The sequence below is a fragment of the Achromobacter sp. JD-1 genome, from assembly GCF_038594925.1.
Classification (GTDB): domain Bacteria; phylum Pseudomonadota; class Gammaproteobacteria; order Burkholderiales; family Burkholderiaceae_B; genus Achromobacter; species Achromobacter spanius_C.
In genome coordinates this window covers 24,590-39,221 of record NZ_JBCGCS010000030.1, presented here as the reverse complement: position 1 = coordinate 39,221, position 14,632 = coordinate 24,590, and the positions used below count along the sequence as shown (strand labels likewise).

General features: G+C 66.6%; 12 protein-coding genes. 7 read left to right on the top strand and 5 right to left on the bottom strand.

What is annotated here, in order from left to right; all coding sequences use genetic code 11:
* Window positions 1-5: 5 nt before the first annotated feature.
* From WBR68_RS28675 to WBR68_RS28655, 5 genes are all read left to right on the top strand, one after another.
* On the top strand, window positions 6-1,055 hold the full coding sequence (locus WBR68_RS28675; RefSeq protein ID WP_230695943.1) for an SMP-30/gluconolactonase/LRE family protein: 1,050 nt from the start codon (window positions 6-8) through the stop codon (window positions 1,053-1,055).
* Window positions 1,056-1,132: 77 nt separating this feature from the next.
* Window positions 1,133-2,137, top strand: coding sequence for a Bug family tripartite tricarboxylate transporter substrate binding protein (locus tag WBR68_RS28670; protein ID WP_230695942.1), 1,005 nt, complete (start codon window positions 1,133-1,135; stop codon window positions 2,135-2,137).
* A gap of 82 nt (window positions 2,138-2,219) precedes the next feature.
* Window positions 2,220-2,579, top strand: coding sequence for a hypothetical protein (locus WBR68_RS28665; protein ID WP_050444890.1), 360 nt, complete (start codon window positions 2,220-2,222; stop codon window positions 2,577-2,579).
* Between the two features lie 243 nt (window positions 2,580-2,822).
* The gene (locus WBR68_RS28660) at window positions 2,823-3,731 is read left to right on the top strand and encodes a helix-turn-helix domain-containing protein (RefSeq protein ID WP_230695941.1); all 909 of its coding nucleotides are present in this window, start codon (window positions 2,823-2,825) and stop codon (window positions 3,729-3,731) included.
* Between the two features lie 170 nt (window positions 3,732-3,901).
* A complete protein-coding gene (locus WBR68_RS28655) occupies window positions 3,902-5,059 on the top strand; it encodes a cyclic nucleotide-binding domain-containing protein (protein ID WP_127184510.1) in 1,158 nt (385 codons plus the stop codon).
* On the opposite strand, the gene WBR68_RS28650 is transcribed toward WBR68_RS28655, so the two are convergent.
* Genes WBR68_RS28650 through WBR68_RS28630 form a run of 5 tightly spaced genes read right to left on the bottom strand, consistent with a single transcriptional unit; the run spans window position 5,056 to window position 9,989 of the window.
* A complete protein-coding gene (locus WBR68_RS28650; RefSeq protein WP_230695940.1) occupies window positions 5,056-6,720 on the bottom strand; it encodes an MFS transporter in 1,665 nt (554 codons plus the stop codon). The genes WBR68_RS28655 and WBR68_RS28650 overlap by 4 nt on opposite strands.
* The gene (locus tag WBR68_RS28645) at window positions 6,707-7,129 is read right to left on the bottom strand and encodes a DoxX family protein (RefSeq protein ID WP_127184511.1); all 423 of its coding nucleotides are present in this window, start codon (window positions 7,127-7,129) and stop codon (window positions 6,707-6,709) included. Before WBR68_RS28645 ends, WBR68_RS28650 begins: the two co-directional genes overlap by 14 nt.
* Before the next feature lie 14 nt (window positions 7,130-7,143).
* Window positions 7,144-9,033, bottom strand: a complete 1,890-nt coding sequence (locus WBR68_RS28640; protein ID WP_230695939.1) for an amidohydrolase — start codon at window positions 9,031-9,033, stop codon at window positions 7,144-7,146.
* The gene (locus WBR68_RS28635) at window positions 9,026-9,322 is read right to left on the bottom strand and encodes a XapX domain-containing protein (protein ID WP_050444885.1); all 297 of its coding nucleotides are present in this window, start codon (window positions 9,320-9,322) and stop codon (window positions 9,026-9,028) included. The genes WBR68_RS28640 and WBR68_RS28635 overlap by 8 nt, the downstream gene beginning before the upstream one ends.
* A 13-nt stretch (window positions 9,323-9,335) precedes the next feature.
* Entirely contained in the window at window positions 9,336-9,989 is a 654-nt protein-coding gene (locus WBR68_RS28630; protein WP_050444884.1) for a hydrolase, read from the bottom strand.
* Between the two features lie 364 nt (window positions 9,990-10,353).
* On the opposite strand from WBR68_RS28630, the gene WBR68_RS28625 reads away from it, so the two are divergent.
* Together WBR68_RS28625 and WBR68_RS28620 are read left to right on the top strand one after the other, a co-directional pair.
* Window positions 10,354-11,151: a transglutaminase family protein gene (locus tag WBR68_RS28625; protein WP_050444883.1), complete on the top strand. Its 798-nt coding sequence runs from the start codon at window positions 10,354-10,356 to the stop codon at window positions 11,149-11,151.
* 93 nt (window positions 11,152-11,244) lie between these two features.
* Window positions 11,245-14,619 carry a transglutaminase family protein gene (locus WBR68_RS28620; RefSeq protein ID WP_230695938.1) on the top strand — a complete coding sequence of 1,125 codons (3,375 nt, stop codon included), beginning with the start codon at window positions 11,245-11,247 and terminating at the stop codon, window positions 14,617-14,619.
* Window positions 14,620-14,632: the final 13 nt, after the last annotated feature.

Below are 14,632 nucleotides of genomic sequence, written 5' to 3'. Positions count from 1 at the left end.
CACCGATGGAGCATGCCCCCTTGGCCCAACCCGGCCGCCGCCGACTGCTGGGCGCCGCATTGGCGTTGGGACCCGCCACGCTGGCGCAGGCGCAGTCGTTCAGCTTTACGCCGCAGCAACGCTACCCGGATTCGTCCGTGCAGATCCTGGATCCGGCATTTTCCAAATACCGCATCTACAGCAGCACCGTCGAACAACTGGCCACGGGTTTCCGTTGGCTGGAAGGGCCGGTGTGGGTAGGCGACGGCCGCTATCTGCTGATGTCCGACATTCCCAACGACCGCATCCTGCGCTGGGACGACACCACCGGCGAAATCAGCGAATTCCGCAAGCCCGCCAACTTCAGCAACGGCCTGGCCCGCGACCGCCAGGGCCGGCTGCTGACCTGCGAGCACCTGACGCGGCGCGTCACGCGCACGGAGTACGACGGCTCCATCACGGTGCTGGCCGACCGCTACGACGGCAAGCGCTTCAATTCGCCCAACGACATCATCTGCCAGCGCAACGGCGCCATCTGGTTCACCGATCCGCCGTTTGGCATCGGCGGCCATTGGGAAGGCGACAAGGCCAAGTCGGAACTGCCGCATGGGGTTTACCGCATCGACCCATCGGACGGCCGCGTGACGCAGGCGCTGGGCGATCTGGCCGCGCCCAACGGCCTGTGCTTTTCGCCGGACGAGAAGGTTCTTTATGTGGTGGAGTCGCGCCACCAACCCAACCGCGTGGTGTGGGCCTACGACGTGGGCGCGGACGGTGCGCTATCGGGCAAGCGCCTGCATATCGACGCGCAAGGCCCCGGCGCCATCGACGGCATCAAGTGCGATGAAGACGGCAACCTGTGGTGCGGCTGGGGCAGCAATGGCTCGGCCGGCGCCAAGCCCGAAGAGCTGGACGGCGTGATGGTGTTCAACCCGGCGGGCAAGCCCATCGGCCACATCCGCCTGCCCGAACGCTGCGCCAACCTGTGCTTTGGCGGCGCCAAGCGCAATCGCCTGTTCATGGCCAGCAGCCATTCGCTATACGCGTTGTACGTGGAAACGCGCGGCGCCGTGTGACGTTTGCAAGCGGCAAGGCGTTGCAGGGCGCCGCGCCGGTTTTATCCCAGAACAACATCAACCCGTGTGGAGACAGCATGAACGTAAGCAAGAGACATTTCCTGGGCGGCGCCGCGGCGCTATGCCTGTCGCCCCTGGTGCCCGCCTGGGCGCAGCAAGCAGGCGCTGGCGCAAGCGGCGCAGCGGCGAATTGGCCGACGCGGCCGGTGCGCATCATCGTGCCGTATCCGCCCGGGGGCTCGTCGGACATCATCGCGCGCATCCTGGCGCCGCGTCTGTCCGATGCGCTGAAGCAGACCGTGGTGGTTGAGAACAAACCCGGCGCCAACGGCAACCTGGGCGCGGGGCTGGTCGTGCAGCAGGCGTCCGAGGGGCATACCGTGCTGCTGTGCGACGTAGGCGCCCTGGCCATCAGCCCGTCCGTCTACACCAAGCTGTCGTTCGATCCGTCCAGGGACCTGCGCGCCGTCGGCATGCTGGCCTATTCGCCGCACGTGTTGGCCGTGCACCCCGACGTGCCGGCCAAGACCTTGCAGGACCTGGTGGCGCTGTCGAAAAAAGAACGCTTGAATTTTGCCGTGACGGCCATCGGCAGCGCGCCGCACCTGGCGGCGGTGGCCGTGCAGCAGGCCACGGGCGCGCAATGGGAATACGTGCCGTACAAGGGCGGCTCGCAAGCGGTGACGGACACGATCGGCGGGCAGACCCAGATCATCATGAACGGGCTGCTGGCGACCTTGCCGCACATCAAGTCCGGCAAGCTGCGCGCGGTGGCGATTTCGAAGGGCGAGCGCATGAAGCTCGTGCCCGACATTCCGACCATTTCCGAACAAGGCGTGAAGGGCTTTGAGTCCGGTACGTGGCAGGGCGTGATGGCGCCGGCGACCATGACCGACCCCGTGGCCGAACGCCTGGCCATGCTGATGGCGCAGATCGTGACCCAGCCGGACGTCACCGCGCAATTGAACGAGCAGGGCGCCGAAATCGTGACGCGCAGCCCGGCCGAACTGGCGCAGTTCTTCGCGAGCGAACGTGCGCGCTGGGCCAAGGTGGTGGAAAGCACGAACATCAAGCTGGATTGAACCGGGGCCAGGACGCGCGTGTTGCGAGGGGCGGACGAATGGGCGCACACTCGTGCCTGGTTCGTCTTGCCTTGGAGCCGCGATGAAAGCCCTGACCCTGGCCGCATCCTTCGGGCTGCTTGCTTGCGGCACGCTGGCCGCTGGCCCCGCGCTGGCGCGGGACGGCGTTCCCACCGTGCCGCAGCCGCCCGCGTCCGCGCGCACCTTGCCGGACACCTGCCTGGGGACTTCATGTTCCAGGAAGGTGGATCCCGGCCGTACCGGCCAGCCTTGCCTGGGCACGTCCTGCGGGGGCGCGCGCTACCCGGAGCCGGCATCGGGCGCGAATGCAAACCGCGCGCCGCCGCCATGGAGCGGCCCGGCGCAACCGAAGCTGCCGCCGATGCCGCAGCGTGGGCAACCCTTGGGACCCTTGACGCCGGGGCCCGCGCTGCCCCGCTAGGGGCGGTGGAACGCGACATTGAAACGCGGCATTGAAACGCGGCTTTGAAACGTGCATGACATGCCGCGCGGTTGCAATGCAGGCCACGGCATTGAAAAAAACCGTGACGACGCTTGTTGCAAGGCAACATCGTTTGCTATCTTCCGGCCGTACCGCTTCTATCGTGACTTTGGGGAACCCACCACCATGCCTGCCCGCCCACGCCTAGCGCCAGCGCTCGCCCCGGAGTCCGAGACAGCGGTATTGTCTGCCCCAGCGCCCAAGCCCACCGCCGCGACCGACGCGCTTGGGTGTGCCGCCAGCAAGCTCATCTTGAACCAGCATTTTGAAGGCGGCGGGCTGACGTTCTATCGCAAAAGCACCGACAACAAACATTTCGGCCACGTTGCCACGCCCGCGTCCGACCGGGGCTATCTGGTGGGCGTGGCCATGCAGGGCGGACACCGACGCCGCATCCTGCAAGGCAACCACGCATCGACCCATGATTTCGACATCGGGTCGGTCTATATCCGCGATTTCACTGACGATTACCGTGCCGACCTGCATGGCGGTTTCGATTTTGTGCTGATCGAACTGTCGCGCGCTTTCATCGAGCGCATCAATGACGAAAACGGCGGCCCGCGCGTCAGCAGCCTGTTGCCGCGCGCAGGGCAGGGTGACCCCGTGCTGGCGCATATGTCTCATGTGTTGACCAGCGTCTTGGCGCAGCCGGAGCAACAGGGCGGCCTGTTCGTCGAACACCTGAGCCTGGCGCTGGGCGCGCACTTGCTGTCGCGCTATGGCGCGGGCGCCACCAGCGGCTTCACGGAATCCGGCGGCGGCCGCGTGCTGTCGCGCAAGCTGGAAGCGCGGGCCAAGGACATGCTGTTGTCGTCCCTGCGCGCGGACACGTCCATTGCCGACATTGCCGAGGCCTGCAATTTGTCGCGCAGCTATTTCATCAAGGCGTTCCGGCAGACGGTGGGCACCACGCCGCACCGTTGGCTGCTGGAGCAGCGCGTGCAAAAAGCGCAGGACCTGCTGCGCATGCCGGGCCGTTCCATCACCGACATCGCGCTGCTGTGCGGCTTTGCCGACCAGGCGCATCTGACGCGGGTGTTCACCAGCGTGGTGGGCCTGTCGCCCGGGGCCTGGCGCAAGGTCAACGCCTAGAGCGCATCGGGCGGTATCAGCCCGGGTCCAAGCCGGGGTTTTAGCCGCGGTGTACGATCACTGCTCTTTCAGACAAAGCAGCACCCAAGTACGCAAGACCGTCCGGCAGCCCGAAGCTAGCCTAGCGCTGTACCTTGCCGCTTTCTTCGGATGCCCCGGAATTGAATCCCATGAATCGTCCGCCCGTTGACGCCGCTTGCCATCCGCCTGAGTTACCGGCCCTGCATGCGCAAGCGTTTCCCATGCTGAGCCCCGAGCAGATCCGCCTGGCCGCGCCTTACGGCGAGGAAGTGCGGGTGTCGGCCGGCACCGTGCTCTTGCAAAGCGGCGGCGCGGAGGCCGCCTTCTACATCGTGCTGGACGGGTACGTCGAAGTACTGGAAGACGAACCCGACGGCGGCCAGCACAGCCTGTTGATGCATCGCGACGGCGAATTCACCGGCAGCCTGGACCTGTTCACCGACCGCCCCAACTCGGTGAGCGCACGCGCCGATTCCGACAGCCGGCTGCTGCGCCTGTCGCGCGCGGGGCTGACCCAATTGCTGCTGGCCGAGCCGTTGCTGGCAGACATCGTGCTGCGCGCCTTCATGCTGCGCCGCATCGGGTATTTGCGGCGCCGGCCCTATGGCGGCGCCATTTCGCGTGGCGGCGCTGTTTCACGGTCGGGAGCGGCGGCGGGGCAGGTCGACCCGGTGCTGGACCTGGCCGTGATAGGCGGCGGGCCGGCGGGCTTGGCGGCGGCGGCTTATGCCGCCTCGGAAGGCTTGCACACCTTGCTGGTGGGCGGCTCTTTATGCGAATCCGGGCCGTCGGGCGCCGCTGCGTCGGGCGCCGCTGCGTCGGGCTTTAACACGCCGGGCAAGCAGGCCTTGCCCGGCTTTCCCGGCACCATCACGGGCTTGTGCGACGGCGGTCTGCTGCGCCGCGCCGAAACGCAAAGCCGCCGCTTCGGCTCGCGTGTAATGCCCGTGCGCCTGGCCACGGCTTTTGACAGCACCTGTTACCCATATCGCGTGTGGCTCGATGACGGCCAGATGATCGAGGCGCGCAGCTTGATCGTGGCGACCGGGCGGGTGGCAGATGGCACTGGCGAGGGCAACACCGCCTGGTTGGACGGCTGCCTGGACACCGATGACCTGGGCTGCATCCTGACGGGCCGGGCGGCAGCCGGGTCCATGCAGGCGCGCGCGTATGAAAGCTCGCAGCCCGGCGTGTTCGCGGTGGGCGCGGTGCGTGCAGGATCCGTCAAGCACGTGCTTGCCTGCATCGCCGAGGGCGCGGCGGCGGTGCGTGTGGTGCACCGCTTCCTGGACGCCTCGGCGCACTAGTCTGCTGCGCAACTCGTCCGCCGCCTCGCTAGCCTGGGCCGCTGTTCCGCTTGGCCCTGGCGCAAGTCCAGCGCCAGGAAATGGTGCACCACGGGTTTTTCCGGCCCGATATGAAAGCGCTGCGCTTCGCCTTGCAGGTCGGCATCGGCGTGCGACACGCGCTGGTGCTGGCGCAAGTGCTCGGCCCAGGACTCCACCAAAAACCATTCCTGCACGCGCTCGGGCTCGCCCGTGTGTTCGGCCACGCCCCAGGCGTAGGCGCCGTCGCGCCGACGCTCTTCGGCCACCGCCTTGAGCGCCTGCAGGAACGCGGGGCGGTCCTGCACACGGATGCGGTATTCGATCTGCACCATGACCGGGCCGCGATCATGTTCAATGGGCGCGTCCAGCAGCGGCTCGGGCCAGTGGTTGGAGGGATCCAGATTGGCCTCGCCCTGCGGCAGGCGCAGGCGATGCAGCACCAGGCCCGCCACCAGCAAGCCCACGGCGCCGGCCAGCAGGGTGCCGGGCACCCCGATTTCCTGCGCCAGCAAACCCCAGCCCAGGCTGCCCGCCGCCATTGCGCCGTTGAACACCATCAAGTAGATGGCCAGACCACGGCCACGCACCCAGTTCGGCAGGATGGCTTGCGCCACGCCGTTGAAGGTGGTCAGCGCCACGATCCAGCCCATGCCCAACAGCAGCAACAGCAAGACGGCGGCCCATTGTGGCGGCGCGAAGGACAGTGCCGCCATCACCACGGCGGCGGCCACGGCGGCGGCCAGCACCAGGCCGTCGGCGTTCAGGCGCTGGCGTAGCTTGGGAAGCACTACCGCGCCCAGAATCGCGCCCACGCCCACGGCGCCCAGCAACACGCCATAAAAGCCCGCTCCACCGCCCAGCATGCGGCGCGCCACCAGCGGCAACAGGGCCCAGACTGAACTGGCGAAAATGAAGAACACCGCCGCGCGCAACAGCACCACATGCAGCTCGCGGCTGGCGCGGGCGTAGCGCACGCCGGCACGGAAGGCGCCGAAGAACTGCTCGGACAAGCCATCGTCCACTTTCTTGGGCCGCTTCCACCAGATCAACGCCGCAATCACGAATACATAGCTCAGCACGTCCGCGCCATAGGCAGCGGCAGCACCAAACGCGGCCAGCAGCAGGCCGCCCACGGCCGGCCCCAAGGCGCGCGCGATATTGACGCCCAACGAATTCAGGCCCACGGCGGTTTTCAGTTCGGCCTTGGGCACCAGTTCAGGCACGATGGCCTGCCAGGTCGGCCCCATCAACGCCGTGCCCACGCCGCCCAGAAAGGTCAGCGCGATCAGCGTTTCAACGGTCAGCGTGTTGGTCTTGGCCATGACCAGCAGCGTGAAGCTGACGCAGCCCAGCAGCACCTGGATGGCGATCAGGAAACGCCGCCGGTCCAGAATGTCGGACAGCACGCCCGCCGGAATGGCCAACAGGAATACCGGCAGGGTGGCCGCCGTTTGCATCATGGCCACGGCAGCCGGGTTGCTGGACAGGTCCGTCACCAACCAGGCACTGGCCACGTCGCGCATGAAGCTGCCGATATTGCCCAGGATGGTGGCGCCCCACAGCACGGCGAACAGCGTGTGCTTCAAGGGCGCCAGGCCGCCCACGGCGGCGGGCGGGGTGATGCGGTCAGGTCCGGCCATGCAGGCGCTCCGTCAAATCATGCCAGGCGACCAGGACGAATGCCCCGGCCAGCCCCAAGTGTTCATAGAACGCGTTCATTGCCATGAAGCGCGCGTCGGCGGGGGCTTCCCAATAGCGGTTGGCCATCAGTGCCGCGACGGCGGTAAAGAGCGCCAGCGCCAGCGCGCCCAGCCAGCGCAGGCGTCCGGACAGAATCAGCGCGCTGGCGCCGAGTTCCAGTGCAATGACCGCGCTGGCCGTGAGCGCCGTGGGATGCAGGCCGAAATGCGCCATCTCGGCCTGCGCGCCCGCGAAGTCCAGCAGCTTGACCAGCCCGCCCTGGATATACGCGCCGCATAGCGCCAGCAGAGCCAGCCAGCGCACCGTTTTCGAGAGCAGCGGACGGCGCAACGCAGGCGGGTGCGCCATGGAAGGGCGCAAGCTCATACCGCCCAGCACGCGCAGCCCAGCGCGCCCCAGAAGCCCTTCAGGTCGGACACGGGCAGCTTGCTGGCCCAGGCGCCCGCGTGCTGGTGACCGTGCACGTTGCAGTCGTTCAGGCAAGCGCAGGCGGCGGCTGCTTCGCGCAGCGTGGTCTGCAAGGGCTTGCCTTCGCTGTCGCCCCAGGCGCCATAGCCGCCGAACAAGCGCGTGGGCGACCAGTCCGGCATGGCGGGCGGCGGGGCGGCGTCGTCATGGGCCGAGAATTCGCCCGCACCCCAGACCACTTTGCCGCCCACCACCGTCAGCAGGCTGCTGGTGTCGGCAATGTCGGATTCCGGGCATGCAAAGAAATCGCGATCAGGCACCACCAGGTCAGCCAGTTGGCCGACCGCGATGCGGCCCTTCTTGCCCTGTTCGTTCGAGAACCAGGTGACGTTCTCCGTCCACATGCGCAGGGCGGCGTCGCGGTCCAGGCAATTGCGTTGCGGCGTCAGGCGCATGCCGCCAACCGTCTTGCCGGTGATCAGCCACGACAGCGACACCCACGGGTTGTAGGACGCCACGCGCGTGGCGTCGGTGCCGGCCGACACATTGACGCCTTTTTCCAGCATGCGCTTGACCGGTGGGGTGGCTTCGGCCGCGCCCGCGCCATAGCGTTCGACGAAGTATTCGCCCTGGTACGCCATGCGGTGCTGCACGGCCACGCCGCCGCCCAGCGCGGCGATGCGGTCGATGGATTTCTCGGAAATCGTTTCGGCGTGGTCGAAGAACCAGTTCAGGCCGGCCAGCGGCACGTCCTGGTTGACGCGTTCAAACACGTCCAGCGAGCGGCTGATGGTTTCGTCATAAGTGGCGTGCATGCGCCAGGGCCAGCGGTTCTGCGCCAGGATACGCACCACTTCTTCCAGCTCGCCTTCCATCTCGGGCCCCATCTCGGGACGCGGCTGGCGGAAGTCTTCGAAGTCGGCGGCCGAGAACACCAGCATTTCACCCGCGCCGTTGTGGCGGAAATAGTCGGTGCCTTGCTTGTATTGCGACGTGGCGGTCCAGTTCAGGAAGTCTTCCTTTTCCTGCTTGGGCTTTTGCGTGAACAGGTTGTAGGCCAGTCGGATGGTCAGCTGATTGGCGTCGGCCAACTGCTGGATAACCTGATAGTCCTCGGGGTAGTTCTGAAAACCGCCGCCCGCGTCAATGGCGCCGGTGACGCCCAGGCGGTTCAGTTCGCGCATGAAGTGGCGCGTGGAGTTCACCTGGTATTCCAGCGGCAGCTTTGGGCCCTTGGCCAAGGTGGCGTACAGAATCGACGCGTTGGGCTTGGCCAGCAGCAGGCCGGTGGGGTTACCGGCCGAATCCCGCACGATTTCGCCGCCGGGCGGGGCGGGCGTGGTCTTGTCGTAGCCCACGGCGCGCAAGGCGGCGGCATTGAGCAGGGCGCGGTCGTACAGGTGCAGGATGAACACGGGCGTATCGGGCGCCACGGCGTTCAGTTCTTCGATGGTGGGCAGGCGCTTTTCGGCAAACTGGTGCTCGGTAAAGCCGCCCACCACGCGCACCCACTGCGGGGCGGGGGTGATGGCGACCTGGCGGCGCAGCATGGCCATGGCGTCGGCCAGGCTGCGCACGCCGTCCCAGCGCAATTCCATGTTGTAGTTCAGGCCGCCACGGATGATGTGCAGGTGGTTGTCGATCAAGCCGGGCAGCACGCCACGGCCGTTCAAGGCAATCACTTTGGTGGCGGGGCCGGCCAGCGGCAGGATGTCGGCGGCGGCGCCCACGCGGGTGAAGCGGCCGTCGTGGATGGCGACGGCGTCGGCTGTGGGGTTCGCCGGGTCCAGCGTGGTGAAGCGCCCTTGGTGCAGGATCAGGTCTGGGGCTTGGGTGTCAACCATGGCGCTTGTCTCCACAGGCTTCGGCGCGTGTTTCAGGGAGGGGGGAAGTCTTGGGGCAGCTAGGCAGTTCACCGAACATATGCGGCTTGACCTGCTCGTGCAACCAGGACGTGCGCGCGGCCGGTTCGGCCAGCATGCGCTTGACCAGCGGGGGAATCTGTTCCCCCGCCAGGATGCCCAGCAGGCCTACCAGGGCAATCACCGGAGGCGCGGGCGAGCGTACGTTGAACAGCGCATAGATCACGCCGACCAGCAGGCCAAGCGCCAACGAAACCAGGTAGACCTTCATGGGCGGGCTCCTATCAGCCTTCGTGGGCGTTGAACATGGACTTGGCGTAGATGATGCCCAGGCCGTAGGCGCCGCCGAACTGCTTGGCGATGCCGGTGGTCATGTCGTAGGTGTCGGTACGCGCCCAGTCACGCTGCATTTCCAGCAGGTACTGCAAGGCGGTGATCGGCTGGCCGCCGGCTTGCACGATGCGCTCGACGGCGCGGTTATGGGCTTCCAGCGACACGTCGCCGCAAGCGTCGGTGATGACATACACCTCAAAGCCCTGGTCCAGCGCCGACAGGGCCGGGCCGACGATGCACACGCTGGTCCACAGGCCGGCCAGCACAATGCGCTTCTTGCCGATTTCATTGACCTGCTTGATGACGGCTTCGTCTTCCCAGGTGTTCATGGACGTGCGGTCCAGCAGCGCCTGGCCCGGGAACGGGGCGGTGACTTCGGTGAACATCGGGCCGGAAAAGCTCTTTTCGGCAACCGTGGTCAGGATGGTGGACGCGCCGAAACCGGCGGCGGCGTGGGCGACCAAGCCGGCGTTGTTGCGCAGCGTGATGGCATCGATGGAGTGGGTGGCGAACGCCATCTGCGACTGGAAGTCGATCATGATGAGCGTGTGGTCCTTGGGGGACAGCAGCTTGGCGCCGGGCTTGGCGTAGGCGGTGACGGACATGGGGGCTCCTTGGGATGCCGTGGGTGGAAATCCGAACATTCCGAGAAATTCCGGAAGACGCCAGCACTGTGCCTGTCCCTGCTATCGGTGTATTGAACGATTGTCAGCCGCTTTGAAGAATGGGATGGTGGCCGCCGGGCAGCGGACGGGGCGGCAGTTGCGCGCGGGATGTTCCACAACAGGGCATATCCCGACGCATCCGGCGCACCGCATTGGTGCGTCTTGGGCGCCTGAAGGGATACCAGCCGTTACCTAGCGGGGTCGCGTCGCAATGCCGTAACCCGGCGCGCGCAAGCTGGCTGCCTGGCACGCATGTTGCTTGTTTTTCTTGATGGCGTTGCCGAATCGATGTGTGGAGACTTTCATGAAGCATCTCATCAAGCACGTGACCCGCTACCGCTATCCCGCCCCGGTCAACTACAGCATCCAGACCTTGCGGCTGACGCCCCGGCGCGACGACCATCAGCACGCGCTGCGCTGGCAGATTCAGACGCCGGGCGAGATCCAGCCGCAGGTGGACGCCTACGGCAACGTGACCCACACCTTGACGCTGCACCGCACCCACAGCGAAATCGAAATCCATGCGGTGGGGCAGGTAGACATCCACCCGTTGGCCCAAGGCCATGTGGGCGACGAAGACGAACGCCTGCCGGTGTACATCTATGGCGTGCCCACGGCCTTGACGCAGTGCGACGATAGCGTCCGCGATTTTTGCCGCCGCGTGGTGCCGGGCGGCGTGCATGTGCCGCAAGACGTGCTGACCCTGGCGGGCGCGATCCGCGAGCGGGTCGCCTACCAGCCCGGCTTGGGCAGCGCGCCCATGACAGCCCCCGAAACGCTCGCGGCCCGGCGTGGCGGCAGCCATGACCAAACCCATCTGCTGCTGGCTTGCGTGCGCGCCTTCGGCACGCCGGCCCGCTTTGTCAGCGGGTATTGGCACGAAGCGGGCGACGACGCGGCCAGCCATGGCTGGGCCGACGTCTGGCTGGCCGGGCACGGCTGGGTCAGTGTGGACGTCAGCCATGCCACGTTCGCGTCCGACGGCCATTGCCGCCTGGCGGTTGCCCGCGACTACGAATCGGCCTCGCCCGTGCGCTGGCTGCATGGCGTGGCGGCCACGCTGTCGATGAATGTATCGGTGCAGGTACAGACCAGCCACTGAGGATTGGCGTACCCTGCACGAATGGCGTGACATTCCGCAAGCAAGGCGTGACCCCCCAAGAATTTCGGCAGTACAGTCGATCCGGAGAAGGCTTTGACTATCCACGTAGCGCTCAAGCACGTCACGCAATACAACTATGACCGCCTGGTCAGCCTGTCGGCCCAGGTGCTGCGGCTACGGCCCGCGCCGCACAGCCGCACGCCGATCCTGTCGTACTCGCTGACGGTGGAACCCGCCGAGCACTTCCTGAACTGGCAGCAGGACCCGTTCGCCAACTATCTGGCGCGCCTGAATTTCCCGGGCAAGACGCGCGAATTCAAGATCACCGTTGACCTGGTCGCCGAGATGGCGGTCTACAACCCGTTCGACTTCTTCCTGGAACCCGACGCCGAGGAATTCCCCTTCACCTATGACGATGTGCTGGCCCGCGAACTGGCGCCGTACCGCGTTTGCGACGAGGCCACGCCGCTGTTCGCGGAATTCCTGTCGCGGGTGGACGTGCGCGAGCAACGCACGGTGGATTTTCTGGTGGCTCTGAACCAGCAGGTGCACAAGGAAATCAGCTACCTGATCCGCATGGAACCGGGCGTGCAGACGCCGGAAGAAACGCTGGCGCGCTGCGCCGGGTCGTGCCGCGATTCCGGCTGGCTGCTGGTGCAGGCCCTGCGCCATCTGGGGCTGGCGGCGCGCTTTGTGTCGGGTTACCTGATCCAGTTGAAACCCGACGTGCGCGCGCTGGACGGCCCCAGCGGCGCGCAAACCGACTTTACCGATCTGCATGCCTGGTGCGAGGTCTATCTGCCCGGCGCCGGTTGGATCGGCCTGGATCCCACGTCCGGCCTGCTGGCGGGCGAAGGCCATATTCCGCTGGCGGCCACCCCCGAACCGGGCAGCGCGGCGCCCGTAACGGGCGCGGTGGACAAGGCCGAGGTGGAATTCGTGCACACCATGTCGGTCACGCGCGTGTTCGAATCGCCGCGCGTCACCAAGCCGTATACCGACGAGCAATGGCAGGCCATTCTGGACCTGGGCGACAAGATCGACGACCACCTGGACCACATGGACGTGCGCCTGACCATGGGCGGTGAACCTACCTTCGTGTCGGTCGCCGACCGCGACGGCGCCGAATGGAATACCGCCGCGCTCGGCCCCACCAAGCGCGGTTTTGCGCTGGAACTGCTGAACCGCCTGCGCACCCGCTACGGCGGCAACGGCTTTGTGCATGCCGGGCAGGGCAAGTGGTATCCGGGCGAGCAATTACCGCGCTGGGCACTGTCGATCTTCTGGCGCGCTGACGGCGAACCCTGCTGGGGCGACCCGGCGCTGTTCGCCGACGAGCGTCAGCGCAGCAACTACACCGTGGCGGACGCGCAGCGTTTCATCACGCGCCTCACCGAGCGCCTGGAAGTGGACGCGCGCCACATCGTGCCGGGCTACGAAGACGTTTTCTACTACCTGTGGCGCGAACGCCGCTTGCCCGCCAACGTGGACCCCTTTGATTCGCGGCTGGACGACGAAATGGAACGCGCGCGCCTGCGCCGCGTGTTCGAACAGAAGCTGGACAGCGTGGTCGGCTACGCCTTGCCGATCCAGGCGGGCGAGGGCGGGCCATGGGTGTCCGGCCCCTGGTTCCTGCGCGATGAACGCATGTATCTGTTCCCGGGCGATTCGCCGATGGGCCTGCGCCTGCCGCTGGACTCGCTGCCCTGGACGGCCGAGGCCGATGCGCCCGTGGTGGCGGATCGGGATCCCTTTGACGCGCGGCGTTCGTTGCCTGGGCCGGCGCAGTTGCTGGCGCAGAACCCGCGCGCCACGGTGGGGGCGGGATCGGGATCGGGGACGGGCGGGGCAGCAGGGGTGGGATCTGGCACAGGACCCGGGGCAGGACCGGGGTCCGCACCAAACCCGGACGCCACCCGCGCGCCCGCCAAGTTTGAATCGGCCTCGTGGCTGGCCCGCACCGCCATGTGCGTGGAGCCGCGCAATGGCCTGCTTTTTGTCTTCATGCCGCCGCTGCCGCGTCTGGAAGACTATCTGGCGCTGGTGGCGCAGGTGGAAGCCACTGCGCGTGACCTGAAGGTGAAGATCGTGCTGGAAGGCTATCCGCCGCCGCGCGACCCCCGTTTGAAGATGCTTCAGGTCACGCCCGACCCCGGCGTCATCGAAGTCAACATCCACCCCGCCAGCAACTGGGCCGACCTGGTCGACCACACCGAATTCCTGTACGAGGCCGCGTTCGAGACACGGCTGTCCACCGAAAAGTTCATGGCCGACGGGCGTCACACCGGCACGGGCGGCGGCAATCACTTCGTGCTGGGCGGCGCCACGCCGGCCGACAGCCCATTCCTGCGCCGCCCCGACGTGCTGGCCAGCCTGCTGGCGTACTGGGTCAACCATCCGTCCTTGTCGTACTTGTTTTCGGGCTTGTTTATCGGCCCCACCAGCCAGGCGCCGCGCATCGACGAAGCGCGCAACGACCAGGTGTACGAGCTTGAACTGGCGTTTCAGGAAATCCATCGGCGCTGCGCGGAGCAGGGCGCCCAGGTGCCGCCCTGGATGATCGACCGCGCGCTGCGCAACATCCTGGTCGACGTCACGGGCAACACGCACCGGTCAGAATTCTGCATCGACAAGCTGTATTCCCCTGACAGCGCGACGGGCCGGCTTGGTCTGCTGGAACTGCGCGCCTTTGAAATGCCGCCGCATGCGCGCATGAGCCTGGCGCAGCAACTGTTGCTGCGCGGCCTGATCGCCCACTTCTGGAAGACCCCGTACACCGCGCGCCTGACGCGCTGGGGCACCGAGCTGCACGACCGGTTTCTGTTGCCGACCTTTGTGAAGATGGATTTCGAGGACGTGCTGGCTGACCTGAACGAAGCCGGCTACGCCTTTGACACCGCCTGGTTTGCCCCGCATTTCGAATTCCGCTTTCCGCTGTTTGGCGACGTGGCCGCGCGTGGCATCCACCTGGAACTGCGCGGCGCGCTGGAACCCTGGCACGTGATGGGCGAAGAGGGCTCGTCGGCCGGCACGGTGCGCTACGTGGATTCGTCGCTGGAACGGGTGGAAATCCGGGTATCGGGCTTGAACGACAACCGCTATGTTGTGACGGTCAACGGGCGCGCGCTGCCTTTGCAACCGACGGGGCGGGTGGGCGAATACGTGGCGGGCGTGCGTTACAAAGCCTGGGCGCCGCCATCCGCGCTGCATCCCACCATTCCGGTGCATGTGCCGCTGACGGTGGATATTGTGGACACCTGGAACCAGCGTTCCCTGGGAGGTTGCCGCTACCATGTGGCGCATCCGGGCGGGCTGAACCCGGAAACGTTCCCCATCAACGCCTACGAGGCCGAGAGCCGGCGCCTGGCCCGCTTTGAAAAAATTGGCCACACGCCGGGGCGCATGGACGTGGCGCCTGCCCAGGTCAGCCGCGAGTTTCCGTTCTCGCTGGATTTAAGGCACGATTGACCCCTTCTGGATG

What these genes read in the sequence shown, in the direction of transcription:
- WBR68_RS28675 (WP_230695943.1), top strand. Translation starts at nt 6, where the DNA reads ATGGAGCATGCCCCCTTGGCCCAACCCGGCCGCCGCCGACTGCTGGGC.
- WBR68_RS28670 (WP_230695942.1), top strand. Translation starts at nt 1,133, where the DNA reads ATGAACGTAAGCAAGAGACATTTCCTGGGCGGCGCCGCGGCGCTATGC.
- WBR68_RS28665 (WP_050444890.1), top strand. Translation starts at nt 2,220, where the DNA reads ATGAAAGCCCTGACCCTGGCCGCATCCTTCGGGCTGCTTGCTTGCGGC.
- WBR68_RS28655 (WP_127184510.1), top strand. Translation starts at nt 3,902, where the DNA reads ATGAATCGTCCGCCCGTTGACGCCGCTTGCCATCCGCCTGAGTTACCG.
- WBR68_RS28650 (WP_230695940.1), bottom strand. Translation starts at nt 6,720, where the DNA reads ATGGCCGGACCTGACCGCATCACCCCGCCCGCCGCCGTGGGCGGCCTG.
- WBR68_RS28645 (WP_127184511.1), bottom strand. Translation starts at nt 7,129, where the DNA reads ATGGCGCACCCGCCTGCGTTGCGCCGTCCGCTGCTCTCGAAAACGGTG.
- WBR68_RS28640 (WP_230695939.1), bottom strand. Translation starts at nt 9,033, where the DNA reads ATGGTTGACACCCAAGCCCCAGACCTGATCCTGCACCAAGGGCGCTTC.
- WBR68_RS28635 (WP_050444885.1), bottom strand. Translation starts at nt 9,322, where the DNA reads ATGAAGGTCTACCTGGTTTCGTTGGCGCTTGGCCTGCTGGTCGGCGTG.
- WBR68_RS28630 (WP_050444884.1), bottom strand. Translation starts at nt 9,989, where the DNA reads ATGTCCGTCACCGCCTACGCCAAGCCCGGCGCCAAGCTGCTGTCCCCC.
- WBR68_RS28625 (WP_050444883.1), top strand. Translation starts at nt 10,354, where the DNA reads ATGAAGCATCTCATCAAGCACGTGACCCGCTACCGCTATCCCGCCCCG.